Here is a 25,955-nt window from a genome sequence, read left to right as displayed (position 1 = left end):
GCCCGGTTACATTCCGAACCCGGAAGCTAAGCCTTTCAGCGCCGATGGTACTGCATGGGGGACCGTGTGGGAGAGTAGGACGCCGCCGAACAATTATTCAAAAAAGCTCTGTTATCTGAACTTCGGTTCAGATAACAGAGCTTTTTTGTTTCCGTAATACAGTGCGGAGCGTCACCCTGCGTTCACATCGCGCCGCCAACATCCGCAGGTATGGGGACTGTGGAGTTGCTGACGGCGGCAGGAGTCGGATCGGGCGCCGAGGTCATCGTGCCCTCGTACGCCACCGCGGAGGCGGCCGAGGCCGTTCGAGCGGCCGGGGCGCTGCCCGTGTTCGCGGACATCGATCCGCGGAACTTCTGCCTGGACCCGGCCGCCGTCACGACGGCGTTGACCTCGCGAACCGCGGCCATCGTGCCCGTACCCCTCTTCGGACACCCCGTGGACCACACGGGGCTGCGAGCCGTCGCCCGTGAGCACGGCCTGCTCGTCATCGAGCAGCCCGAGATCGAACAGGACGACATGGCGGGGCACGACACCACCCGGACCGCCCACGCCGCCCGGCGGGCCAACGCGGCCTATCTGGACGCCCGCCTGACAGGCGTTCTGACGCCGGCCGTAGCGCCGGGCGTGGAGCACCGCTACCACTCGTACGTGGTGCGCGTGCCCGGGAACGGCCGGCCGGACCGCGACGCGTTCGCGCGGGCACTGCGGGCCCGCGGTGTGCGGTGCCGGGTACCCGTACAGACACCGGTCCACCGGACACCGGCGTTCAGGCGGGAGTTGTGGCTGGTGGAGACGGAGCGGGCCGCCGACGAGTGCCTCGCCCTGCCCGTCGACGCGGGGATGACGCGGCGTGAACTGCAGCGGGTCGTATCGGCGTGCAACGCGCTCGGCGGTCTGCTGCCCGTGGCCGCCTAGCTGGTCAAAAGCGCGTGCTGGTCAAAAGCACGTGCGGGAGTCGGGTATGCTTTATCTCGTTGCACCGGCCCCAATAGCTCAGTCGGTAGAGCGTCTCCATGGTAAGGAGAAGGTCTACGGTTCGATTCCGTATTGGGGCTCTTACAGACAAAGGCCCCCGCCTGATGGCGGGGGCCTTTGTCGTACGGGGAGTTCGGGGGCCGGAGGGTGAACCCCCCCGGCCCGGTCAGGAATCCTGCGGCTCCGGAACGCGCATGGCGAGAATCGCCATGTCGTCCGAGGCGGGTTCGGCGGCGAAGCGCTCCACCGCACGGAGGATGCGCGCCGCGACCGCTCCCGCGGTGAGCCCCGTGCACGTCGTGAGAACGTCCGTCAGACCGTCGTCGCCCAGCATGCGCGTGCCCTCGCGGCGCTCGGTGACGCCGTCCGTGACGCACAGCAGGACGTCGCCGGGGTCGAGGGTGATCGTCTGCTCGTACAGCTCGAGGTCCTCCATGACACCCAGCAGCGGCTGCGGGGTCGCGGCGGGCTCGACCGTGCCGTCCTGGCGAAGGCGCAGCGGGAGCGGGTGACCGGCGCAGACGACCTTGAGGACCGCGCTGCCGTCGTGCTGGGGCCACAGCTCCCCGTAGAGGAGGGTGAGGAAGCGGCTGCGGGCGCCCTCGTCGAGGATGGCGGCGTTCAGCCGCTCCAGGACCGCGGGACCCCCGAAGCCCTCGCGGGCGAGGAGACGCAGCGCATGCCGGGCGAGGCCGGTGACGGCCGCGGCCTCCGGGCCCGTTCCGCAGACATCGCCGATCGCGAAGCCGTACGCGCCGTCGCGGATGGGGAAGAGGTCGTAGAAATCGCCGCCGACCTCGTTGCCCTCGCCCGCCGCGCGGTAGATGACCTCGACCTCCACGCCCGGGACGTCCGGCAGCTCGGGCGGGAGCAGGCTGCGCTGGAGGGACTGGCTGATGGCCGTGCGCTCGCTGTAGAGGCGCGCGTTGTCCAGGGCGAGGGCGGCTCGGCGGGAGAGGTCCTCGGCGAGCTCCAGGATCTCCTGACGGAAGTGGTCGTCGGTCGGCTTGCCTAGGGTGAGCATGCCGATCACACGATTGCGGGCCACCAGGGGCAGGACGACGGTTTCTCCGCCGACGGCCGCCGCCGTGGCGAGCGAGGTGCCGGGGCCGGGGGCGTGCCCGCCGGCGTCGCCCAGACCGAGGCTGCGCAGCGAACTGCGCAGGGCGGCGGCGTGGGCCGCCTCGGAGGGGGCGGTCCAGATCCGGGCGCCGGGGGTGGGCACCGGGTCGGGCGGGGCGACCTTGGACAGCAGGGCCTTCAGGCCGTCGATGCGGTCCTCGTCCTCGTGGAGCACATAGGACAGCTCGGGCTCGGAGGCCTGGTCGGCGATGGTGTATACGGCGCACCAGGTGGCGAGGGTCGGGACGGTCATCTGGGCCATCAGGGCGAGCGTCTGGTCCCGGTCCAGGGTGCCGGCGAGCAGGTCCGAGGCCTCGACGAGGAAGGACAGCGAGCCGCGGCGCAGTCGCTCCAGCTCGCCGAGGCGGGCGGACTCGACGGCGAGGGCGATGCGGTCGGCGGCGAACTGGAGACGGAGGGCCTCCTCGTTGCCGTAGCGGCCGGGGGCCTCGGCGGCCACGCCGAGCGAGCCGGTGAGGCGGCCCTCGACCTTGAGGGGGACGGTGACGACCGAGCGCATGCCCGTGTTGGCGAGCAGCGGGACGGCGCCCGGGACGGCACTGAGGTCGTCGTGGACGGCGGGCATCCGGGCCGAGCCGTAGCGGCCCGTGCCGGCCTCGACGGGGACGCGGGCGAACCGCTGACGGGCGGACGGCAGGCCGGTGGAGGCGCGGACCTCCAGCTCGGTCTCGTCGTCGGTGGCGAGCAGCAGATAGGCGGAGTCGCCGTCGAGCATGTCACGGGCGCGCTCGACGGTGCGCTGGAGGAGGCCGTCGAGGTCGTCCGGGGCGGGGGAGCCGATGAAGACCTCGAACGGGTCGGTGGCGGTGCCCCGGTCGTTGGAGGCGGCGTCGGTGGCGGGGGAGCGCTGCGGGCTCTGCAGGACCGCGCGCTCCTCGTCGCGAACGAGCAGACAGACGGTGGAGGGCGCGCCCACATTGTCACGGACGCGCAGGTGGGAGGCGTAGACGGGGACGACGCGGCCGTCCTCGCCCCTTATGCCGTACGAGCCCTCCCAGCGGGAGAGGAGCAGGGCCTCGGCGATGCCCGTGGAGGTGCCGGGGGTGTGCGGCCAGGCGGCGAAGTCGGTGAGGGGCTTGCCCATGACCTGGTCGGCGGGGAAGCCGAAGAGGTCCTGGGCGTCGTCGTTCCAGGAGCTGATGCCGCCGGTGCGGTCGATCTGGATGACGGCGACGCGCACCCGGGCATCGGCCAGCGGCAGGGCCTCGACGGGGAGTGCCGGGCCCGCGGACCGGGTGCCGGCCGGTCGGTCGGGGAGGTCGAGCTGGAACCACACCTTCTTGTGAGTGGCGCTGTACTCGACGCCCCAGCGGCCGGCCAGGGCGGAGCACAGCAGCAGACCACGGCCCCCTTCGCGGTCGACGCCGCCGAAGTGGCGGCCGGGGCTCTGCAGCGGCAGTTCGCGCTCGGGGTAGCGGTCGGCGACCTCCACGCGCACCCCGGTGTCCGTACGGACGCACAGGACGTCGGCGGCGGTGCCGGCGTGGACCACCGCGTTGGTGACGAGCTCGCTGGTGAGGACGACGGCGTCGTCGATGACGTCGGGGAAGCCCCACCCCTGGAGGGTGTCCCGGACGAAGGAACGGGCGGAGGCTACCGAGCGCCCGACCGGCTCGAAGGTGGCGGCAGCCCGCGCGGTGATCACAGCACTCCCCATTGGCCTCTCATCGCTCCCCCGAGTCCTGTGCCCGTTTCCGATGGCCTCGATTCGTTCGCCAGGCTAAACCGTCGGCCCGGGCGATGTGGAACAGAGTCGTGTATTTCGGAAACGGAGGCAGGGATGGCGTCGGGAAGGACGTGGGAGTGGACGCGATCCGACGACCATGCGTATCCCCCCGCACGGCCCACTCAAACCCCGCGCCGTGATCGGCGTCAGGAAGGGGGGTCCGGCGCGATGCGCACCGGGGCACTTATGGTGACGTCCCCCTTGGCCAGGGCTTTCGCCCGGACTTATGGCCGTGACGGTGGACAGTCCGTGCCCCGTAGCCTTCAACGACTTCCCCGGGGTGTGGTTACGCTCCAACTGGCAACCTCTTCTGCGGGCCGGGGTGAAAGACTGGGAAGCTCGAGGTAGGCCCGACAAGGATGATCGACCCTGCGGGAGGGACACGGTGGAGTCTGGCGCAGCGGCGCGGGGCGTGAGCACGCGCGCGAAAGGCGGACGATCCCGGACCAATGGGACGACGCAAGTGGATACGGCGGCGCTGAACCGGCTACTGGCGGCCCTGGCGGCGATGCGGGACGGGAACTTCCGTAAGCGTCTGACGGTCTCGGGTGACGGTGCGATGGCCGAGATCGCCGCGGTCTTCAACGAAGTCGCGGACCGCAATCTGCAGCTGACCGGTGAGCTGGCGCGGGTGCGGCGGGTGGTCGGCCGTGAGGGAAAGCTCACGGAGCGGCTGGAGGTCGGCGCCTGCGAGGGCGCGTGGGCCGCGGCCATCGACGCCTCCAACGCCCTGGTCGACGACCTGGTGCGGCCGGTGTCCGAGGTGGGCCGGGTGCTGTCGGCGGTCGCCGAGGGCGATCTGGAACAGCGGATGGACCTGCGCTCGCAGGGCGCGGACGGCGCGGCGCACCCGCTGCGCGGCGAGTTCCTCAAGGTGGGCCGCACGGTCAACGGTCTCGTGGACCAGCTGTCCGCGTTCACCGACGAGGTGACGCGGGTGGCGAGTGAGGTCGGGACCGAGGGCAAGCTCGGCGGCCAGGCCCGGGTGCGTGGAATGTCGGGCTCGTGGAAGGACCTCACGGACTCCGTCAACACCATGGCGTCCCGGCTGACCGCCCAGGTGCGTGATATCGCCCTGGTGACGACGGCGGTCGCCAAGGGCGACCTGTCCCGCAAGGTCACGGTGCACGTGGCCGGCGAGATGCTGGAGCTGAAGAACACCGTCAACACGATGGTCGACCAGCTGTCGTCGTTCGCGTCCGAGGTGACCCGCGTCGCGCGGGAAGTGGGGACCGAGGGCGAGCTGGGCGGTCAGGCACAGGTGCCCGGTGTCGCGGGCGTCTGGAAGGACCTCACCGACTCGGTCAATCTGATGGCCGGCAATCTGACGGCCCAGGTCCGCGGGATCGCGCAGGTGACGACGGCGGTCGCCAACGGCGACCTCTCGCAGAAGGTCACGGTGAGCGCGCGCGGCGAGGTCGCGCAGCTCGCCGAGACGATCAACCAGATGACGGAGACCCTGCGCACCTTCGCCGACGAGGTGACCCGGGTCGCCAGCGAGGTCGGCGCCGAGGGTCTGCTCGGTGGTCAGGCGCAGGTGCCGGGTGCGGCGGGGACGTGGAAGGACCTCACCGACTCGGTGAACACCGCCTTCCGTAACGTCACCACGCAGGTCCGGGACATCGCTCAGGTGACGACGGCGGTCGCCAACGGCGATCTGGGCCAGAAGGTCACCGTCGATGTGTCCGGCGAGATGCTGGAGTTGAAGAACACCGTCAACACCATGGTCGACCAGCTCCAGTCCTTCGGTGCCGAAGTGACGCGGGTGGCGCGGGAGATCGGCGTAGAGGGCGAGCTGGGCGGTCAGGCGCAGGTGCCGGGTGCGGCGGGGACGTGGAAGGACCTCACCGACTCGGTGAACACCGCCTTCCGTAACCTCACCGGCCAGGTCCGCAACATCGCTCAGGTGACGACGGCGGTCGCCAACGGCGACCTGTCGCAGAAGGTCACCGTCGATGTGTCCGGCGAGATGCTCCAGCTGAAGAACACCGTGAACACGATGGTCGACCAGCTGTCGTCCTTCGCCGACCAGGTCACGCGGATGGCGCGGGACGTGGGCACGGAGGGGCGGCTCGGCGGTCAGGCCCGGGTGGACGGCGTCAGCGGCACCTGGAAGGAGCTGACCGACTCGGTCAACTTCATGGCCGGCAACCTCACGTCGCAGGTGCGGCAGATCGCGCAGGTCACGACGGCGGTGGCGCGCGGTGATCTGTCGCAGAAGATCGATGTGGACGCGCGCGGCGAGATCCTGGAGCTGAAGAACACCATCAATACGATGGTCGATCAGCTCTCGGCCTTCGCCGAGCAGGTGACCCGGGTCGCCCGCGAAGTGGGTACGGACGGCCGCCTCGGCGGTCAGGCGCAGGTGCCGGGCGTGGCCGGTGTCTGGCGCGATCTGACGGACTCGGTCAACGGGATGGCGGGCAATCTGACCGCCCAGGTCCGCAACATCGCGCAGGTCGCCACGGCGGTGGCGCGCGGTGATCTGTCGCAGAAGATCGATGTGGACGCGCGCGGCGAGATCCTGGAGCTGAAGAACACCCTCAACACGATGGTGGACCAGCTGTCCTCGTTCGCCGACCAGGTCACCCGGGTGGCGCGCGAGGTGGGCACCGAGGGCATCCTGGGCGGCCAGGCGGAGGTGCAGGGCGTCTCCGGCACCTGGAAGGACCTCACTCAGTCCGTCAACTTCATGGCCAACAACCTGACTTCGCAGGTGCGCAACATCGCCGAGGTCACCACGGCCGTGGCCAAGGGCGACCTGTCGAAGAAGATCACGGTCGACGCGAAGGGCGAGATCCTCGAACTCGTCACCACCGTGAACACGATGGTCGACCAGCTCTCGGACTTCGCCGAGCAGGTCACCCGGGTCGCCCGAGAGGTGGGCACGGAAGGCCAGTTGGGCGGCCAGGCGCGGGTGCGGGACGTCACCGGCATCTGGAAGGACCTCAGCGACAACGTCAACCTGATGGCCAACAACCTGACCAGCCAGGTGCGGAACATCTCGCAGGTCGCGGGCGCGGTCGCCAACGGCGACCTGACCAAGAAGGTCACCGTCGAGGCGCGCGGCGAGGTCGCGCAGCTGGCCGACACCGTCAACACCATGGTGACCACGCTGTCGTCCTTCGCGGACGAGGTCACGCGGGTGGCGCGCGAGGTGGGCACCGACGGCATCCTCGGCGGCCAGGCCCGGGTCCCCGGCGTCAGCGGTACGTGGAAGGACCTCACCGAGTCCGTGAACTCGATGGCGTCCAATCTCACCGGCCAGGTCCGCAACATCGCGATGGTGACCACCGCCATCGCCCAGGGCGATCTCACCAAGAAGATCGACATCGACGCGCGCGGCGAGATCCTCCAGCTGAAGACGACCATCAACACGATGGTCGACCAGCTGTCGTCCTTCGCCGACCAGGTCACCCGGGTCGCGCGCGAGGTGGGCACCGAGGGGCAGCTGGGCGGCCAGGCCCGGGTGCGCGACGTCGACGGCACCTGGCGCGACCTGACCGAGTCGGTCAACGAGATGGCGGGCAACCTGACCCGTCAGGTCCGCGCCATCGCCGAGGTCGCCACCGCGGTGACCCGCGGCGACCTCAACCTCAAGATCGACGTGGACGCGGCGGGCGAGATCCTGGAACTCCAGGACAACATCAACACGATGATCGCCAACCTGCGCGAGACGACCCTTGCCAACAAGGAGCAGGACTGGCTCAAGGGCAACCTCGCCCGCATCTCCGGTCTGATGCAGGGACGCCGCGATCTGGAGGACGTGGCCGGGCTGATCATGAGCGAGCTGACCCCCGTGGTCTCCGCGCAGCACGGTGCCTTCTTCCTCGCGATGCCGACCGGCCTGCCGGAGAGCGAGGGTGCGGAGGACGCGTACGAGCTGCGGATGCTCGGCTCGTACGGCTACTCGATGGGCTCGATGCCCACCTCCTTCCGGCCCGGTGAGACGCTCATCGGGACGGCGGCGCAGGAGAAGCGCACCATCCTGGTGGAGAACGTGCCGCCGGGCTATCTGAAGATCGCCTCCGGGCTGGGGGAGGCGCCGCCGGCGCATGTGATCGTGCTGCCGGTGCTGTTCGAGGGGCAGATCCTCGGAGTGATCGAGCTGGCGTCCTTCCAGCCGTTCGCCCAGATCCAGAAGGACTTCCTCAACCAGATCGCCGAGATGATCGGCACCAGCGTCAACACCATCAGCGTCAACACCAAGACCGAGGTGCTGCTCAAGCAGTCGCAGGAGCTCGCCGAGCAACTGCGTGAGCGGTCGCTGGAGTTGGAGAACCGGCAGAAGGAGCTGGAGATCTCCAACTCCGAGCTGGAGGAGAAGTCCGAGCGGCTGGCCCGGCAGAACCGCGACATCGAGGTCAAGAACACCGAGATCGAGGAGGCCCGCCAGGTGCTGGAGGAGCGTGCCGAGCAGCTCGCGGTCTCCATGCGCTACAAGTCCGAGTTCCTGGCCAACATGTCGCACGAGCTGCGCACCCCGCTCAACTCGCTGCTGATCCTCGCCAAGCTGCTCGCCGACAACGCGGAGGGCAATCTCTCCCCGAAGCAGGTCGAGTTCGCCGAGACGATCCACGGAGCGGGCTCCGATCTGCTCCAGCTGATCAACGACATCCTGGACCTGTCGAAGGTCGAGGCGGGCAAGATGGACGTCAGCCCGACCCGGATCGCCCTGGTCCAGCTCGTCGACTACGTCGAGGCCACCTTCCGGCCGCTGACGGCGGAGAAGGGGCTCGACTTCTCCGTCCGCGTCTCGCCGGAGCTGCCGGCGACGCTGCACACCGACGAACAGCGGCTGCTGCAGGTGCTGCGCAATCTGCTGTCGAACGCGGTGAAGTTCACGGACACGGGCGCCGTCGAGCTGGTCATCCGGCCGGCCGGCGGGGACGTCCCGGACACCATTCGCGAGCAGCTGCTGGAGGCGGGCTCGCTGCGCGAGGCCGACGGCGACCTGATCGCCTTCTCCGTCACGGACACCGGCATCGGCATCGCGGCCAGCAAGATGCGGGTCATCTTCGAGGCGTTCAAGCAGGCGGACGGCACGACCAGTCGCAAGTACGGGGGCACCGGGCTCGGGCTCTCCATCAGCCGTGAGATCGCGCGCCTGCTCGGCGGCGAGATCCACGCGGCGAGCGAGCCCGGGCGCGGCTCCACCTTCACGCTCTATCTGCCGCTCACCTCCGGCGAGCTGCCGCCGCAGGGCTACCCGCTCGCACCGGGCGGCCAGGCCACCGGCCCGCAGGCGCTGATGCCGGGGAGCGACCGGACCGGCGGCGGCTCGGCGGACGTGCCCGCGCGCGGTGCCGCCGGACTGCTGCTGCGCCGCCAGCGCGCCGCCCAGGCGGCGGGTGCGGCGTGGCCCGCCCTGCCCGGACAGGTCGAGGAGCGGAGTCCGGGGGCGCAGCCGTCGCAGGCTCCGCCCGTGCCGGCGGCCCCTCAGCAGGAGCCCTGGCTGAACGCCGCGCCGAGCGAGGGCCGGGACGGGGCGGCGAGCGGCTTCAGCGGCGGGTTCCGCGGCGAGAAGGTGCTGATCGTCGACGACGACATCCGCAATGTCTTCGCGCTCACCAGCGTGCTGGAGCAGTACGGGCTGTCGGTGCTCTACGCGGAGAACGGCCGTGAGGGGATCGAGGTCCTCGAGCAGCACGACGACGTGGTGCTGGTGCTCATGGACATCATGATGCCGGAGATGGACGGCTATGCCACGACGGCGGCGATCCGCAGGATGCCGCAGTTCGCGGGGCTGCCCATCATCGCGCTCACGGCGAAGGCGATGAAGGGCGACCGGGAGAAGAGCATCGATGCCGGGGCGTCGGACTATGTCACCAAACCGGTCGACACAGATCATCTGCTGACGGTGATGGAGCAGTGGATGCGCGCTGAGTGACAGTTGGTTGGTCACTCTTTGTGCGTCTGCTGACTGACTGTGCTCAAAGACGTGTGGGAGCGCGGTATTCGGGGAACCTTCTGGTCTCCCACCACGTTTCTGCTACGTGCACTGTGACATCGCGGTGACAGGGTGTGGTGACAGGCGGGGTACGGCTACGATGACCGGCACAAGGACGGGCGGCGCAAGGGAGTCGTCCCCTGGGGCGGCGCCCGGTGCTTCCCCTGGCTCTTCGGGCCGGGGAGACCCCAAGCCGGGGCGAGGAGGACGGGGCATGGTGCAGAAGGCCAAGATCCTCCTGGTCGATGACCGGCCGGAAAATCTGCTGGCGCTGGAGGCGATCCTCTCGGCGCTCGATCAGACACTGGTACGGGCATCGTCAGGGGAGGAAGCGCTCAAGGCGCTGCTGACGGACGACTTCGCAGTGATTCTGCTGGACGTCCAGATGCCGGGCATGGACGGTTTCGAGACCGCCGCGCACATCAAGCGGCGGGAGCGGACCCGGGACATTCCCATCATCTTCCTCACCGCCATCAACCACGGTCCGCACCACACCTTCCGCGGCTACGCGGCGGGTGCGGTGGACTACATCTCCAAGCCCTTCGACCCATGGGTGCTGCGCGCCAAGGTCTCGGTCTTCGTCGAGCTGTACATGAAGAACTGCCAGCTGCGCGAGCAGGCCGCCCTGTTGCGGCTCCAGCTCGACGGCCAGTCCGGCCGCAGCGGGGTGGCGGAGACCCAGGAGCCCGCCGGGCTGCTCGCCGAACTCTCCGCGCGGCTCGCCGCCGTCGAGGAGCAGGCCGAGGCGCTCTCCAAGCAGCTCGACGAGTCCGCGGACGCGGCCGCCGTCGCCACCGCCGCCCACCTGGAGCGCAAACTCACCGGGCTGCGCAGGGCCCTGGACGCGCTGGAGCCGGGGACCGGCGGCGGTGCGAGCGCGCTGCCCGCGCCCAGCTGACCCGTCGGCCGCCCCTTCGCGTCGCGTCCGCGAAACCCGGGCCGAGCCCGAGGGGGACCCGGCGCGGGTCCTCGACGTGCCTGCCCGGCCTTTGACGCAGCGTCACCCCCGATATCACTGGGGGACGACACGAATGGGTGAAGGCCCGGGCGCACGTGTCCCTCGCGCCCGACGACGGTAATCTCGGCTCCATGGCCTCACGTACGTCCGGCAAGGGTTCCCAGAGCACGGCGGGCACCTCGAAGCAGCGCGCCGGACGCCCCGGGAGCGCGGCCAAGAAGGCACCCGCGAAGAAGGCACCGCCGAAGCCGGCGGGCAAGGCATCCGCCAAGCCCGCCAAAAAGGCCGCGGCGCCCGCGCGGAAGCCCGCGAAGAAGGCCGCGGCCAAGGCGGCACCCAAGCGCGCGCCCTCCCCGACCAGCGGTCTCTACCGCCTGGCACGGGCCGTGTGGCTCGGGCTGGCGCACACGGTGGGCGCGGTGTTCCGCGGCGTCGGGCGGGGCGCGAAGGGACTCGACCCGGCGCACCGCAAGGACGGGCTCGCGCTGCTCCTCCTCGGCCTCGGCCTCGTCGTCGCGGCCGGCACCTGGTCCAACCTCGAAGGCCCGGTCGGCGACCTGGTGAAGATGCTCGTCACCGGCGCCTTCGGTCGGCTCGATCTGCTCGTGCCGATACTGATCGGCGTCATCGCCGTCCGGCTGATCCGCCACCCCGAGCGGCCCGAGGCGAACGGCCGCATCGTCATCGGCCTCTCCGCGCTGGTCGTCGGGGTTCTCGGCCAGGTCCACGTGGCCTGCGGGTCGCCCGGCCGGGGCGAGGGCGCCGAGGCGTTGCAGGACGCAGGCGGTCTGATCGGCTGGGCCGCCGCCAAACCCCTGCTCTTCACCGTCGGCGAGGTGCTGGCCGTACCGCTGCTCGTACTGCTCACCCTCTTCGGGCTGCTGGTCGTCACGGCCACGCCCGTCAACGCCATCCCGCAGCGGCTGCGGCTGCTCGGTATCCGGCTCGGCCTGGTCGAACCGGAACCGGAGGAGCACGATCCGTTCGCGTCGGGGACGTACGACTCGGGGGAGTACGACGACGAATGGCGCGACGCCCCGGCGCGGCGGCCCCGGCGGGCCGCGGACCGGGTCGCGGCCGACGCCGACACGGACGCGGAGCGTGCCGAGGAAGAGGCGCTGAGCAAGCGCCGCAAGCCGCGCAGGACGTCCGTGGAGCCGCCGAGCGACCGGCCGATGGACGCCGTGGACGTGGCGGCGGCCGCCGCGGCCTCGCTCGACGGAGCCGTGCTGCACGGCGTGCAGCCGTCGCCGCTCGTCGCCGGGCTCAGCAGCGCCGTCGCCGCCGAGCGGGAGCGGACGGGCGCGGTCCCGACCGCGCGCGGCACGGGGAAGGCGGCGTCCGGCGGCAAGGCCGACGCGGCGCCCGCGGGCGGGGAGAGCGACACCGGGGGCGTGCCCGACCTCACGAAGCCCGCACCCGAGCTCACCTCGGGGCTCCCGGCGCGGGCCGAGCAGCTCCAGCTCGCGGGCGACATCACGTACTCGCTGCCGTCGCTGGACCTGCTGGAGCGCGGCGGACCCGGCAAGACGCGCAGCGCCGCGAACGACGCCATAGTGGCTTCACTGTCGAACGTCTTCGCGGAGTTCAAGGTCGACGCGGCGGTCACCGGCTTCACCCGCGGCCCAACGGTCACGCGCTACGAGGTGGAGCTGGGCCCCGCCGTCAAGGTCGAGCGGATCACCGCGCTCACCAAGAACATCGCCTACGCCGTCGCCAGCCCGGACGTGCGGATCATCAGCCCCATCCCCGGCAAGTCCGCGGTCGGCATCGAGATCCCGAACACCGACCGCGAGATGGTCAACCTCGGCGACGTGCTGCGGCTCGCGGCGGCGGCCGAGGACGACCACCCGATGCTGGTCGCCCTCGGCAAGAACGTCGAGGGCGGCTACGAGATGGCCAACCTCGCGAAGATGCCGCACGTCCTGGTCGCCGGAGCCACCGGTTCCGGAAAGTCGTCCTGCATCAACTGCCTGATCACCTCGGTGATGATAAGAGCGACCCCGGATGACGTCCGGATGGTCCTCGTCGACCCCAAGCGCGTCGAGCTGACCGCCTACGAGGGCATCCCGCACCTGATCACCCCGATCATCACCAACCCCAAGCGGGCCGCCGAGGCCCTGCAGTGGGTCGTCCGCGAGATGGACCTGCGCTACGACGACCTCGCGGCCTTCGGCTTCCGGCACATCGACGACTTCAACGACGCCATCCGCAAGGGGAAGGTCAAGCCCCCCGAAGGCAGCGGGCGTGAGCTGCAGCCGTACCCGTATCTGCTGGTCATCGTGGACGAGCTGGCGGACCTGATGATGGTCGCCCCGCGTGACGTCGAGGACGCCATCGTCCGCATCACCCAGCTCGCCCGCGCCGCCGGCATCCACCTCGTGCTCGCCACCCAGCGCCCGTCCGTGGACGTCGTCACCGGCCTGATCAAGGCGAACGTGCCCTCCCGGCTCGCCTTCGCCACGTCCTCGCTCGCCGACAGCCGGGTCATCCTCGACCAGCCGGGCGCCGAGAAGCTGATCGGCAAGGGCGACAGCCTCTTCCTGCCGATGGGGGCGAGCAAGCCCGTCCGCATGCAGGGCGCCTTCGTCACGGAGGACGAGGTCGCGGCCGTCGTGCAGCACTGCAAGAACCAGATGGCGCCGGTGTTCCGGGACGACGTCACCGTGGGGACGGCGAAGAAGAAGGAGATCGACGAGGACATCGGCGACGACCTCGATCTGCTCTGCCAGGCCGCCGAGCTGGTCGTCTCCACCCAGTTCGGCTCGACCTCGATGCTGCAGCGGAAGCTGCGTGTGGGCTTCGCGAAGGCGGGAAGACTCATGGACCTGATGGAGTCGCGCAACATCGTGGGCCCGAGCGAGGGCTCCAAGGCGCGCGATGTGCTCGTCAAGCCCGAGGAGCTGGACGGCGTGCTCGCGGTGATCCGCGGGGACGGCCAGGGGTAGCCGGCCGGGAAAACCGGAAAAGCGGGCCGGTCAAACCGTTTCCCTCGGCGGCGAGTCCAGTTGAGGGAGAGGGGGGAGGGACGATGGTCCGCCGGGCGTCCCACCACACGATGCGCCGGAGGTCCCACCGCCGGCCCGGCAGAACATTCCGATGGCGTACAAAGTCCGGCTTCCCGCTTGCCCGACCCTTTCGGATCCCCCCTAGACTGAACCTCCAGCAGGTGGCTACACGCTCGAAAGGCGCCCACGTGTCCATCGGCAACTCCCCCGCGGACGACCGGCCCTCGATCGGCCGCGCCCTCCAGCAGGCCCGCATCAGCGCCGGACTGACCGTCGACGAAGTCAGCACGACCACCCGCGTGCGCATCCCGATCATGCACGCCATCGAACAGGACGACTTCACCCGGTGCGGCGGCGACGTCTACGCCCGGGGACACATCCGCGTGCTGGCGCAGACCGTCGGTCTGGACCCCGCCCCGCTCGTCGCGCAGTACGACGCCGAGCACGGCGGCCGGCCCGCGCCCACCCCCGCCGCCCCCCTCTTCGAGGCCGAGCGGCTGCGGCCCGAGCGCCGGCGGCCCAATTGGACGGCCGCGATGGTGGCCGCCATCGTCGCCGTCGTCGGCTTCGTCGGCTTCACGCTCTTCAACGGCGGCACGAAGGGGCACAGCAGCTCCGTCGCGGCCGACACGGCCTCCGGCAAGCAGCCCGCGCCGAAGACCCCCGAGGCCGTGCCCAGCAAGCCCGCCGACCCCAAACCGGAACCGTCCGACAGTGCCATCGCGGGCGTCCCGGCCAACAAGGTCACCGTCAAGCTCACCGCCGAGAACGGCCAGACGTGGATGTCCGCCAAGGACCACAACGGCAAGCTGATCGAGGAGGGCGTGCTCAAGCGGGGCGCTTCCAAGACCTTCACCGACAACAAGCGGATCGACCTGGTGCTGGGCAATGCCGGGGCCGTGCAACTGTTCGTGAACGGCAAGGAGGTCAAGGATCTGGGTAACGACGGACAGGTTCAGCGTCTGAGCTACACCAAGGGTGACCCCGAAACGGGCTGACCAGCGCAAACGTGGTCGGCCGACCCAGCGCGGCGAGTCTTCGGGTGACCAGGCTCTCCGCGCTCGGGGGACACGTGGCAACGGATGTGGTGCCGGGACAAAGTAGGCTGAGCCCTATGCCCGAACGCCGTACCGTCGCTCTTGTCACACTTGGCTGCGCCCGTAACGAGGTGGACTCGGAGGAGCTGGCAGGCCGCTTGGCGGCGGATGGCTGGGACCTCGTCGAGGACGCCGCCGATGCCGATGTGGCCGTCGTCAACACCTGTGGCTTCGTAGAAGCCGCCAAGAAGGATTCCGTCGACGCCCTCCTCGAGGCCAACGACCTCAAGGATCAGGGCCGCACCCAGGCCGTCGTGGCCGTCGGCTGCATGGCCGAGAGGTACGGCAAGGAGCTCGCCCAAGCGCTCCCCGAGGCCGACGGAGTGCTCGGCTTCGACGACTACGCCGACATCTCCGACCGGCTCCAGACCATCCTCTCCGGTGGCGTCCACGCCTCCCACACCCCGCGTGACCGGCGCAAACTGCTGCCGATCAGCCCCGCCGCCCGCCAGACCGCGGACGTCGCCCTGCCCGGACACGCGCAGGAGGCCCAGGAGACCGCCCCGGCGGACCTTCCCGAGGGCCTCGCCCCGGCCTCCGGGCCCAGGGCGCCGCTGCGCCGCAGACTCGGCTCCAACCCCGTCGCCTCCGTGAAGCTCGCCTCCGGTTGCGACCGCCGGTGCTCCTTCTGCGCCATCCCCTCCTTCCGCGGGTCCTTCATCTCCCGCCGCCCCTCCGACGTGCTGAGCGAGACGCGATGGCTCGCGGAGCAGGGCGTGAAGGAGGTCATGCTGGTCTCCGAGAACAACACCTCGTACGGCAAGGACCTCGGCGACATCCGGCTGCTGGAGACGCTGCTGCCGGAGCTGGCGGCCGTGGACGGCCTGGAGCGGATCCGGGTCAGCTACCTCCAGCCCGCCGAGATGCGGCCGGGCCTGATCGACGTGCTGACCTCGACCGAGAAGGTCGCGCCCTACTTCGATCTCTCCTTCCAGCACTCGGCCCCCGGCGTGCTGCGCGCGATGCGCCGCTTCGGCGACACCGACCGCTTCCTGGAGCTGCTCGACCAGATCCGCGCCAAGGCCCCGCAGGCCGGCGCCCGCTCCAACTTCATCGTCGGCTTCCCCGGTGAGACCGAGGAGGACGTCGCCGAGCTGGAACGCTTCCTGGCCGGGGCCCGCCTGGACGCGATCGGCGTCTTCGGCTACTCCGACGAGGACGGCACCGAGGCGGCCACCTACGAGCACAAGGTCGACCCCGAGGCCGTCGCCGAGCGCCTGGCGCACATCTCGCGGCTCGCCGAGGAGCTGACCGCGCAGCGCGCCGAGGAGCGGCTCGGGGAGACCCTCGAGGTGCTCGTCGACCGTGTGGACGAGGAGGACGGCGTGCTCGGCCGGGCCGCCCACCAGGCGCCCGAGACCGACGGCCAGGTGCTGCTCACCACCGACCGGGAGCTGGTGCCCGGCCGGATGGTCACGGCGAAGGTGGTGGCGACCGAGGGCGTGGACCTCATCGCCGAGGTACTCGGTGACGGAGGGTGTACCGAGGAGGCCGGCAGATGACCCGAGCCCCGGCCTCCGCCGCGGGAGGCCCCGCCCCGGCGACGGCCGTGCGGCCGGCCGGGTTGTGGAACATCGCCAACATCCTCACCATGGTGCGACTGCTCCTCGTGCCCGGATTCGTCCTGTTGATGATGCACAACGGCGGTTATGACCCGGCCTGGCGTTCCTTCGCCTGGGCCGCGTTCGCCGTCGCCATGATCACGGACCTGTTCGACGGCCATCTGGCCCGGATGTACAACCTGGTCACCGACTTCGGGAAGATCGCCGACCCGATCGCGGACAAGGCGATCATGGGCGCCGCCCTGATCTGCCTCTCGGTCCTGGACGATCTGCCGTGGTGGGTCACGGGCGTGATCCTCTTCCGCGAGGTCGGCATCACGCTGATGCGGTTCTGGGTGATCAAACACGGGGTGATCCCGGCCAGCCGCGGCGGCAAGATGAAGACCCTCGCCCAGGGCGTGGCCGTCGGGATGTACATCCTGGCGCTGACCGGGCCGCTGGCCACGGCCCGCTTCTGGGTGATGGCCGTCGCCGTGGCGTTGACCGTCCTGACCGGGCTCGACTACGTCAAGCAGGCCATCGAGATGCGCCGGGCCGGGCGGGGATCCGCGCGATGAGTCCGGTGAGCCCAGGGACCTCGACGGGCACGGAGGGCGACGGCGGGGCCGCCGCGGTGCTGGGTGCGCTGGTCGGGCGGGGCTGGACCGTGGCAGCGGCCGAATCGCTCACGGGCGGGCTGCTCGCGGCCGGGCTGACCGCTGCGCCGGGTGCCTCCCGCGCGGTGCTGGGGTCGGTCACCGCGTACGCCACCGACGTCAAGCGGGATGTGCTGGGCGTGGCCGGGGAACTGCTCGCCGAGCGCGGGGCCGTCGACGCGGAGGTGGCCCGGCAGATGGCCCGCGGTGTGCGGACGTTGCTCGGCGCCGACTGGGGGGTCGCCACCACCGGCGTCGCCGGACCGGACACCCAGGACGGCAAGCCCGTCGGCACGGTCTTCGTCGCCGTGGCGGGTCCGGACGGTGCGGGTGTGGTTCGTGAGCTGTCGCTGGACGGCGACCGGGCGCGCATCCGGACGGAGAGCGTACGGGCGGCTCTCGCCCTGCTGCTGGGCGAACTGGCAGAGAACGCGGGGGCAAAGGATACGGAACACAACGGGGGGAATGGATGTTTGCAGCCCTGAGTGAACACGACATAGCTCCCCGCACGGCCGCAGCCGGAGGCGGTACGGTGGGGCGTGAAGGATCCGGATTCGCGGTCCAAGGAGGGAGCCACCGATGATTTTGCTCCGTCGCCTGCTGGGTGACGTGCTGCGTCGGCAGCGCCAGCGCCAGGGCCGCACTCTGCGCGAGGTCTCCTCATCCGCCCGGGTCTCGCTCGGTTACCTCTCCGAGGTCGAGCGGGGGCAGAAGGAGGCGTCCTCCGAGCTTCTCTCCGCAATCTGCGACGCTCTGGACGTACGGATGTCCGAGGTCATGCGTGAGGTGAGTGACGAACTGTCGCTCGCCGAGCTGGCGCAGTCGGCGGCGGCGAGCGAGCCGGTACCCGCGCCGATGCGGCCGATGTTCAATTCGGTGTCCGTGACGTCTGTGACGGGCGTGCCGGGGGAGCGTGTGACCATCAAGGCTCCAGCGGAGGCCGTGGACGTCGTCGCGGCCTGACACAAGTCTGGGAACCCTGTGTTTCCCGTCCAGGATCCCGGTCAGGAATCTGACCGGGATCCTGCGTTTTCCGCCCCTTCGGCACCTGTGTGCCATGGTGGATGAACGGGGATCGAACTGACCGGACAGTCGAACAGGAGTACGCGGATGTCTGTCGTGAAGAGCCCGTTGTCCGAGCAGGACCGCAAGACCGTCGGTGATGCCCTCCAGGGGGCGCTCGTCGACCTGGTGGACCTCTCGCTCGTGGCCAAGCAGGTCCACTGGACCGTCGTGGGCCCCCGCTTCCGCTCGGTCCATCTACAGCTCGACGAGGTCGTCGCGAGTGCCCGGCAGCACGCCGACGCGGTCGCGGAGCGCGCCTCGGCCCTCGGTGTCGCCCCGGACGGGCGGGCCGAGACCGTCGCCAAGACCAGCGGAATCGACGCGGTCGGCGACGGCTGGAACAAGGACACGAAGGCGGTGCAGACCCTCGTCGCCGCGCTCGGCGCCGTGATCACCCGCATGCGTGAGCGCGTCCGGGCTACGGGCGACCCCGACCCGGTCACGCAGGACCTGCTCATCGGTCTCACGGGAGACCTCGAGAAGCACCACTGGATGTTCCAGGCGGAGAACGCCTGACCGCTCGTGGTGACCACGGGAAGGCCCCGGACCGGCAGCCGGTCCGGGGCCTCCCCGTATCTCCCGCCGGTGTCTTCCCTCCGGCGGCTTTCCGCCCGCTCCGGTGGCGGAGGCGGCGCGGGCGCGCTCTCCTTGAGGGATGGACGAGCACCCCGTGATCCGCTTCACGAAAGAGCTGATGATGGTCACGGACCTCGATCAGACGGCAGCCGGTGCCTTCGTGCGGACCGTGTACCAGGAGGGCATGCGCGAAGGGGAACAGCGGGTCATCGTCGACCTGCACCGGCGCGATCGCAGGATCGCGGAGCTGGAGGAGGAGCTGGCCCGATCGCGGGGGGAGTCCGACTGACGACGCCGGCTCGGTGGGGCGCGTACGGACACCCGCGTGCGCCGTTCTCGATCCCCGGTGCGCTCTGCCGTGACGGGGAGTGCCCGGTCTAGCGTCGGCCGAAGGAGGCAGCCATGGCCTGGCGGGACTTCTGGGGCTTCTGCCGTTCGGCGGCGCCGTTCTGCCGGACCCTCGGGGCAGCCGGCTGGGCGGTCGCGCTCGCCCTCGGTGGAGTGTGGTGGTGGGCGGTGTTCCGGCTGCTCGTACAGCCGGAGCGGGCAGGGCCTGTCGAGGGGCTGGTCGCCGCGGGTGGTTGGGGGTTGAGTCTGTTGCCCGTGCACTGCGTGCCGTGGACGCGGCCGGCGAGGCGTAAGGGCCGCTGGGCCGCCCGGGGTGAGAAAGCCACCCGGTCCGTCGCCAAGACGGTCACCACGGCAACCACCAAGACGGTCACCAGGGCATGGCCACCCCGCCGTTGGGGCGCAGGATCTGGCCGGTCGTGAACGACGAGGCGTCCGACGCCAGATGGAGGACCGCGTGCGCGATGTCCTCGGGTTCACCCACTCGGCCCAAGGGGGACAGCCGGATCATGGGGTGCTCGGCCTGTGCCTGTTCCGGATCGCCGTGCCGGTCGGTCATGGGTGTACGGACCCAGCCGGGGGCGACCGCGTTGACGCGGATGCCGTGCCGACCGACCTCGGTGGCGAGCGTCCGGGTCAGCTGGACGACCGCGGCCTTGGACGTGCTGTAGGCGAAGAGCCCCGGAGCGCCGGTGTCGATGGCCCCGGAAGCCATGGTGACGATGCTGCCCCGGGTGCCGAGGGAGACCATCGCGCGGGCCGCCTCCCGACAGCCGTAGAGCATTCCCTTGAAATTGACGGACAGGATCCGGTCCAGCTCCGCGTCGGAGGTGTCCAGGACGGCGCCGCGGTGCATGACACCCGCGATGTTGGCCATGACGTCGAGCCGGCCGTCGACCTGGACGGTCTCCGCGACCGTGGCCGCGACCCGGGCGGGGTCGGCGACGTCGAGCACGTGGGCGCGGGCCCTGCCGCCCCCCTCGGTGATCCGGGCGGCCGTGCGCCGTGCGCCCTTCTCGTCCAGGTCGGCGCAATGCACCGAGGCCCCGGCCTCCGCGAGGAGGAGCGCCGACGCACGGCCGATGCCGCTCGCGGCCCCCGTGACGAGGGCGGTGCGGCCGGTGAGGTCGTACGCCGTGAGGGGCATGTCCGGACCGTACGACCAGAACTGACGACTCGTCAATTGGTCGTGGGGGCGGGCCCGGGGCCGGTCTGGCAGTGAGGGCACCAGTACGTGGGGCGCTCCTGGCCCGCCGGTCCCTGGTCGGCCACGCGGATCGGGGTGCCGCAGCGGCGGCAGGACCGGCCCGCCCGCCCGTACACCCACAGCTGGTGGTCGATGCGCGGGTCGGCCGTGGTGACGCGGGTGGTACGGGCCTTGTTGACGTCGAGCAGCTTCCTGGCGAGGGCCACCAGGCGCTCGGCGGAGGGCAGTTCGGCCACCGGCAGCCAGGGGGAGAGGCGGAGCATGAAGCACAGCTCCGACTTGTAGACATTGCCCACGCCGGCGAGGTTGCGTTGGTCGAGCACGGCCTCGCCCACGGTGCGGACCGGGTCGCCGAGCAGACGGCGGACCGCTTCCTCCTGATCGTCCCGGCTCCAGTCGGGTGCGAGGAGGTCGGGCCCGAGATGGCCGACGACACTGGATTCGTCGGCGGTGCGCAGCAGATCCAGGGCAGGCAGCCGGTAACCGACGGCGGTGTGCGCGGCGTTGGCGAGGACGGCGCGGATCTGGTGCTGCGGGCCGCCGTGCCAGCGCTCGCCGGGGGCGTAGATCCGCCAGGCGCCGTCCATGCCGAGGTGGGAGTGGAGGGTGAGACCGCCCTCGACGCGGGTGAGCAGATGCTTGCCCCGCGGGACGACCTCGATGACGCGGCGGCCGGTGAGATCGACCGTGGCGAGCCGGGGGACGCGCAGATCGGACCGCACGAGGGGCTCGTCGGCCAAGGCACGGTGGAGATGCCGAGCGGTGCGCCAGACGGTGTCTCCTTCGGGCATGTGCACCATGATGCCGCGTCGGCGCGGGCAGGGCCGGTCTGCGCTGGTCCGTCGCCGGGGCGGCGGAGGCGTGGCCAGCCCCTGACCTGCTCGGGCGGCCCGGCCGGACCGGGGCTAGGGGGCGCGCAGCCGCAGCCCCCGGGGGGTGGCGTGGAAGCCTGCGGACTCCAGGAGGGCCCCGAGCGGGGAGGTGAGCGCGGGGGAGCCGTTGACACGCTCGACCGTGACCGTGCCCAGCGCGCCCGCGCGGGCCGCCTCGGCCAGGGCCGCCGCCGCTTCGCGTAGCCCGGGGTCGTCGCTGCTCGCCGCCTCGGCGTCCTCCTCTTGAGGCCAGGCGAGGAGGGACTTGCCACCGCGCTCCATGTACAGGGCGAGCGCGCCGTCGAGGAGGACGACCAGGGACCCGGCCTTGCGCCCGGGCTTGTGGGACGCGCCGGGGGGCGGCTCGGGCCAGGGGAGCGCGGCGCCGTAGGCGTTGGCGGGATCGGCGGCCGCGAGCACGACCGCGCGTCGGCGGGCGCCGCGCGGGGCCGGCGCGGCCGGGGTCGGTGGCGCCCAAGGGGCAGCGGAGCTTCCCGGACTCCCGGCGTGATCGGCACCGCCCGCCCGCTCGCGGGCGGTGCTCACCGCGCGCAGCCGGTCGACGGCGCCGTCCATCGCGAACTGCGCGGCGCCCAGGCCTTCGACCACATACCCGCGACGGGTCTGCCCGCTCTCCTCGAAGACGGACAGGACGCGATAGACGGCGGAGAAGCCGCCCTCCACTCCCTCGGCGGCCACCGCTCCCCGCGTCACCACGCCGTGCCGGTCGAGGAGGGTGCGGGCCAGGGCGTGCGCCCGGTGGGTGGGGTCCGGCTCGCGCTCGGGGAGCAGGGCCCAGCGCCCCGCGACCGTCGGGGGGCCGCCGCGCGAGGCCGTGGGACGGCCCGACAGCCCAGTCAGGCCCGCCCGGCCGGTGAACGAGCCGTACCGCCCGCGCGGCACCGCGCGCTTGGCGCGGTGCGCGGTGGACCCGGCGGTACGCCCGGAGCCGAGCAGGGAGCGCAGCGGCGCGAGCGTGTCGTTCGTGAGCCGCCCGGACCAGGCGAGGTCCCAGACGGCATCGGCGATATGGGCGTCCGAGCCGCCGGGTTCGGCCGGGGCGTGGCCCGCGGCGCGGACCTGGTCGGCGATCTGGCGGAAGAACAGGCCGTAGCCCCCGGACAGTGCGTCGAGCACCGCCTGGTGCAAGGGCGTGATCTCCAGCGGGTGCGGGGCGGGCAGCAACAGCGCTGCCGCGTCGGTGGGCAGCAGGGAGACCCAGCCGTCCTTCCCGGGGAGCGCCCCCGCGCCGGCCCATACGATCTCGCCCGCCGCGGTGAGTTCGTCGAGCATCGCCGGGGAGTAGTCCGTCACCCGGGCGGGCAGCACCAGCTTCTCCAGGGCGGAGGCGGGGACCGGCGCGCCCTGCAACTGCTCGATGGCGCGCACCAGACCATCGGTGCCGCGCAGGCTGTGGCTGCCGATGTGCTGCCACTGGGGGAGGAACGCGGCGAGCGCGGCGGGCGGCACCGGCTCCAGCTCGTGCCGCAGGGCCGCGAGGGAGCGGCGGCGCAGTCTGCGCAGGACCGCCGCGTCGCACCACTCCTGGCCGATGCCGGCGGGGTGGAACTCCCCCTGGACGACACGGCCGCTCGCGGCGAGACGCTGCAGTGCCCCGTCGGTCACCGCCGGACCCAGGCCGAAGCGGGCCGCGGCCTGGGCCGAGGTGAAGGGGCCGTGCGTGCGGGCGAAGCGGGCGAGGAGATCGCCGAGGGGGTCCTTGACCGGCTCGGTGAAGGCCTCGGGGACACCGACGGGCAGCGCCGTCCCCAGGGCGTCGCGAAGCCTGCCGGCGTCCTCGATCGCCGCCCAGTGGTCCCGGCCGGCGATGCGGACGCGCAGGGCGCGGCGGGCGTCCGACAGCTCCTGGGCCCACCCGGGCTCGGCGCCGCGCTCGGCCAGCTCGGCGTCGGTCAGCGGACCGAGGATCCGCAAGCGATCGGCGACCCCTTCGACGTCCTTGACCCGGCGGTCCTCGGTCAGCCACCGCAGCTCGCGCTCCAGCTCGGCCAGCACCTCCGCGTCGAGCAGCTCGCGCAGCTCCGCCTGGCCCAGCAGCTCGGCCAGGAGCCGCGAATCGAGGGAGAGCGCGGCGGCGCGGCGCTCCGCGAGCGGGGAGTCGCCCTCGTACAGGAACTGGGCGACGTAGCCGAAGAGCAGCGAGCGGGCGAAGGGCGACGGCTCGGGGGTCGTCACCTCCACCAGCCGCACCCGGCGGGCCTCGATGTCCCCCATCAGCTCGGTGAGGCCCGGGACGTCGAAGACGTCCTGGAGGCATTCGCGGACGGCCTCGAGGATGATCGGGAACGAGCCGAACTCCCCCGCGACCTGGAGGAGCTGGGAGGCCCGCTGACGCTGCTGCCACAACGGGGTGCGCTTGCCGGGGCTGCGGCGCGGCAGCAGGAGGGCGCGGGCCGCGCACTCGCGGAACCGGGCGGCGAAGAGGGCCGACCCACCGACCTGGTCGGTGACGATCTGGTCGATCTCGCCCTTGTCGAACGTGACGTCGGCGGCCCCGACGGGGGACTGCGCGGTGTCGAACTCCGTGCCGGGCCGTGCCGGGTCGGCGTCCAGCAGGTCCAGGCCCATGAGGTCCGCGTCGGGCAGCCGCAGCACGATGCCGTCGTCCGCGTGCATCACCTGGGCGTCCATGCCGTACCGCTCGGTGAGCCGGGCGCCGAGGGCCAGCGCCCACGGGGCGTGGACCTGAGCGCCGAAGGGCGAGTGGACGACGACCCGCCAGTCGCCCAGCTCGTCGCGGAACCGCTCGACGACGATCGTCCGGTCGTCCGGCACATGGCCGCAGGCGCGGCGCTGCTCGTCGAGGTAGGACAGGACGTTGTCCGCCGCCCAGGTGTCGAGCCCGGCGGCGTCGAGCCGCGCGCGGGCCGCTTCGGGCGTCAGCCCGCCGACCTCGCGCAGGAACGCGCCCAGCGCCCGGCCGAGTTCGAGTGGACGGCCCAGCTGGTCGCCCTTCCAGAACGGCAGCCGCCCGGGGGTGCCCGGCGCGGGCGTGACCAGGACACGGTCGCGGGTGATGTCCTCGATCCGCCAGGAGGTGGTCCCGAGCGTGAACACGTCGCCGGCCCGTGACTCGTAGACCATCTCCTCGTCCAGCTCCCCGACCCGGCCGCCGCCCTTCTTGGGGTCCGAGCCCGCCAGGAAGACGCCGAAGAGGCCCCGGTCGGGGATGGTGCCGCCCGAGGTGACGGCGAGCCGCTGCGCCCCCGGGCGCCCCGTGACCGTGCCGGCCACGCGGTCCCAGACCAGCCGCGGCCGCAGCTCCGCGAAGGCGTCCGACGGATAGCGCCCGGCGAGCATGTCGAGCACCGCCGCGTACGCGGACTCGGGCAGGGAGGCGAAGGGCGCGGCCCGCCGCACCACGGCCAGAAGCTCCTCCACGTCCCAGGTGTCCAGAGCCACCATGGCGACGATCTGCTGGGCGAGCACGTCCAGCGGGTTGGCGGGCACGCGCAGCGACTCGATGGCCCCCTCGCGCATCCGCTCCGTGACCACGGCCGCCTGCACCAGGTCGCCCCGGTACTTCGGGAAGACCACACCGGTCGAGACGGCTCCGACCTGGTGTCCGGCGCGCCCGACGCGCTGGAGACCGGAGGCGACCGAGGGCGGCGACTCGACCTGGACGACGAGGTCCACCGCGCCCATGTCGATGCCCAGCTCCAGGCTGGAGGTCGCCACGACGGCCGGCAGCCGGCCCGCCTTGAGGTCCTCCTCGACCAGGGCCCGCTGCTCCTTGGAGACCGAGCCGTGGTGGGCGCGGGCGAGCACCGGCGGCGCCCCCTTGGCCGCGCCGGACTCGGCCATCAGCTCGGCGGGGGAGTGGTGCTCCGGCAGGGGCTCGCCCGTGGCGCGCTCGTACGCGATCTCGTTGAGCCGGTTGCACAGGCGCTCGGCGAGACGCCGGGAATTGGCGAACACGATCGTGGAGCGGTGGGCCTGGACCAGATCGGCGATCCGCTCCTCCACATGGGGCCAGATCGACGGCTTCTCCTTGGCGTCCCCCTCCTGGACGGGCGAGCCCCCCAGCTCGCCGAGGTCCTCGACCGGAACGACCACGGAGAGGTCGAACTCCTTGCCGGACGGCGGCTGGACGATCTCGACCCTGCGCTGCGGCGACAGATAGCGCGCCACCTCGTCCACCGGACGCACCGTGGCGGAGAGACCGATCCTGCGGGCGGGACGGGCGAGCAGTGTGTCGAGACGCTCCAGGGACAGGGCGAGGTGCGCGCCCCGCTTGGTCCCGGCGACGGCGTGCACCTCGTCGAGGATGACCGTCTCGACCCCTGCGAGCGCGTCCCGGGCGGCGGAGGTGAGCATCAGGAACAGCGACTCGGGGGTGGTGATCAGGATGTCCGGCGGCCGGGTCACGAGCGCCCGGCGCTCGGCGGGCGGGGTGTCGCCCGAGCGGATCCCGACCCGGATCTCCGGCTCGGGCAGCCCCAGCCGCACGGATTCCTGGCGGATACCGGTGAGCGGGCTGCGCAGATTCCGCTCGACGTCCACCGCGAGGGCCTTGAGCGGGGACACGTACAGCACCCGGCAGCGCTTCTTGGGCTCGGCGGGGGGCGGGGAGCTCGCCAGCCGGTCCAGCGAGGCGAGGAAGGCGGCCAGCGTCTTGCCGGACCCGGTCGGCGCGACGACCAGTACGTCCGACCCCTCGTCGATCGCCCGCCAGGCTCCCGCCTGCGCGGCCGTGGGCGCGGTGAAGGCCCCCGTGAACCAGGCCCGGGTCGCGGGGGAGAACGCCGAGAGGGCCGAAGCCGGGTCCCCGGCCGGAGCCGCCGCCATGTCGTCCGCCATGCCCCCATC

Annotated in this window: 15 protein-coding genes, 1 tRNA gene and 1 rRNA gene; 13 read left to right on the top strand and 4 right to left on the bottom strand. The window is 71.6% G+C overall.

The features are described 5' to 3' along the window. The 3 genes from rrf to FHS38_RS29495 all read left to right on the top strand — a co-directional run. Positions 1-91, top strand: a 5S ribosomal RNA gene (rrf, locus tag FHS38_RS29505); the annotation flags it as partial. Between the two features lie 119 nt (positions 92-210). Further along, positions 211-918 (top strand): DegT/DnrJ/EryC1/StrS family aminotransferase, encoded by a 708-nt coding sequence (locus FHS38_RS29500; RefSeq protein ID WP_184738696.1) that lies wholly within the window; start codon positions 211-213, stop codon positions 916-918. Between the two features lie 67 nt (positions 919-985). Continuing rightward, positions 986-1,058 (top strand) — tRNA-Thr (locus FHS38_RS29495). An 86-nt stretch (positions 1,059-1,144) separates the two neighbouring features. Here FHS38_RS29495 and FHS38_RS29490 read toward each other — a convergent pair. Further along, a complete protein-coding gene (locus tag FHS38_RS29490) occupies positions 1,145-3,778 on the bottom strand; it encodes a SpoIIE family protein phosphatase (RefSeq protein ID WP_221495484.1) in 2,634 nt (877 codons plus the stop codon). A 454-nt stretch (positions 3,779-4,232) separates the two neighbouring features. Here FHS38_RS29490 and FHS38_RS29485 point away from each other — a divergent pair, with 454 nt between their 5' ends. From FHS38_RS29485 to FHS38_RS29440, 10 genes are all read left to right on the top strand, one after another. Continuing rightward, positions 4,233-9,737: a HAMP domain-containing protein gene (locus FHS38_RS29485; RefSeq protein WP_184738694.1), complete on the top strand. Its 5,505-nt coding sequence runs from the start codon at positions 4,233-4,235 to the stop codon at positions 9,735-9,737. A gap of 274 nt (positions 9,738-10,011) precedes the next feature. Further along, entirely contained in the window at positions 10,012-10,695 is a 684-nt protein-coding gene (locus FHS38_RS29480; protein ID WP_130881860.1) for a response regulator, read from the top strand. A gap of 191 nt (positions 10,696-10,886) precedes the next feature. Then, positions 10,887-13,703 carry a DNA translocase FtsK gene (locus FHS38_RS29475; protein ID WP_184738692.1) on the top strand — a complete coding sequence of 939 codons (2,817 nt, stop codon included), beginning with the start codon at positions 10,887-10,889 and terminating at the stop codon, positions 13,701-13,703. Between the two features lie 248 nt (positions 13,704-13,951). After that, the gene (locus tag FHS38_RS29470) at positions 13,952-14,761 is read left to right on the top strand and encodes a helix-turn-helix domain-containing protein (RefSeq protein ID WP_184738690.1); all 810 of its coding nucleotides are present in this window, start codon (positions 13,952-13,954) and stop codon (positions 14,759-14,761) included. 116 nt (positions 14,762-14,877) lie between these two features. After that, the gene (gene rimO, locus FHS38_RS29465; protein ID WP_184738688.1) at positions 14,878-16,362 is read left to right on the top strand and encodes a 30S ribosomal protein S12 methylthiotransferase RimO; all 1,485 of its coding nucleotides are present in this window, start codon (positions 14,878-14,880) and stop codon (positions 16,360-16,362) included. Then, positions 16,359-16,979 (top strand): CDP-diacylglycerol--glycerol-3-phosphate 3-phosphatidyltransferase, encoded by a 621-nt coding sequence (pgsA, locus tag FHS38_RS29460; RefSeq protein WP_184738686.1) that lies wholly within the window; start codon positions 16,359-16,361, stop codon positions 16,977-16,979. Before rimO ends, pgsA begins: the two co-directional genes overlap by 4 nt. Positions 16,980-16,984: 5 nt before the next feature. Continuing rightward, the gene (locus tag FHS38_RS29455) at positions 16,985-17,542 is read left to right on the top strand and encodes a CinA family protein (RefSeq protein WP_229822799.1); all 558 of its coding nucleotides are present in this window, start codon (positions 16,985-16,987) and stop codon (positions 17,540-17,542) included. Between the two features lie 94 nt (positions 17,543-17,636). Continuing rightward, entirely contained in the window at positions 17,637-18,020 is a 384-nt protein-coding gene (locus FHS38_RS29450; protein WP_086566431.1) for a helix-turn-helix domain-containing protein, read from the top strand. 147 nt (positions 18,021-18,167) lie between these two features. Continuing rightward, on the top strand, positions 18,168-18,638 hold the full coding sequence (locus FHS38_RS29445; protein ID WP_184738682.1) for a Dps family protein: 471 nt from the start codon (positions 18,168-18,170) through the stop codon (positions 18,636-18,638). Between the two features lie 139 nt (positions 18,639-18,777). Then, complete coding sequence (locus FHS38_RS29440; protein ID WP_184738680.1) at positions 18,778-18,987, top strand: hypothetical protein; 210 nt, start codon at positions 18,778-18,780, stop codon at positions 18,985-18,987. 429 nt (positions 18,988-19,416) lie between these two features. Here the strand turns inward: FHS38_RS29440 and FHS38_RS29435 are convergent, their stop codons facing one another. From FHS38_RS29435 to FHS38_RS29425, 3 genes are all read right to left on the bottom strand, one after another. Continuing rightward, positions 19,417-20,193, bottom strand: a complete 777-nt coding sequence (locus FHS38_RS29435) for an SDR family NAD(P)-dependent oxidoreductase (RefSeq protein WP_184738678.1) — start codon at positions 20,191-20,193, stop codon at positions 19,417-19,419. A gap of 32 nt (positions 20,194-20,225) precedes the next feature. Then, positions 20,226-21,044 (bottom strand): DNA-formamidopyrimidine glycosylase family protein, encoded by an 819-nt coding sequence (locus FHS38_RS29430; protein ID WP_184738676.1) that lies wholly within the window; start codon positions 21,042-21,044, stop codon positions 20,226-20,228. 114 nt (positions 21,045-21,158) lie between these two features. Then, positions 21,159-25,946: an ATP-dependent helicase gene (locus FHS38_RS29425; RefSeq protein WP_229822798.1), complete on the bottom strand. Its 4,788-nt coding sequence runs from the start codon at positions 25,944-25,946 to the stop codon at positions 21,159-21,161. Positions 25,947-25,955: the final 9 nt, after the last annotated feature.

The organism is Streptomyces netropsis (assembly GCF_014203545.1).
GTDB classification, from domain to species: domain Bacteria; phylum Actinomycetota; class Actinomycetes; order Streptomycetales; family Streptomycetaceae; genus Streptomyces; species Streptomyces netropsis.
This window is presented reverse-complemented; position numbering and strand designations above follow the sequence as displayed.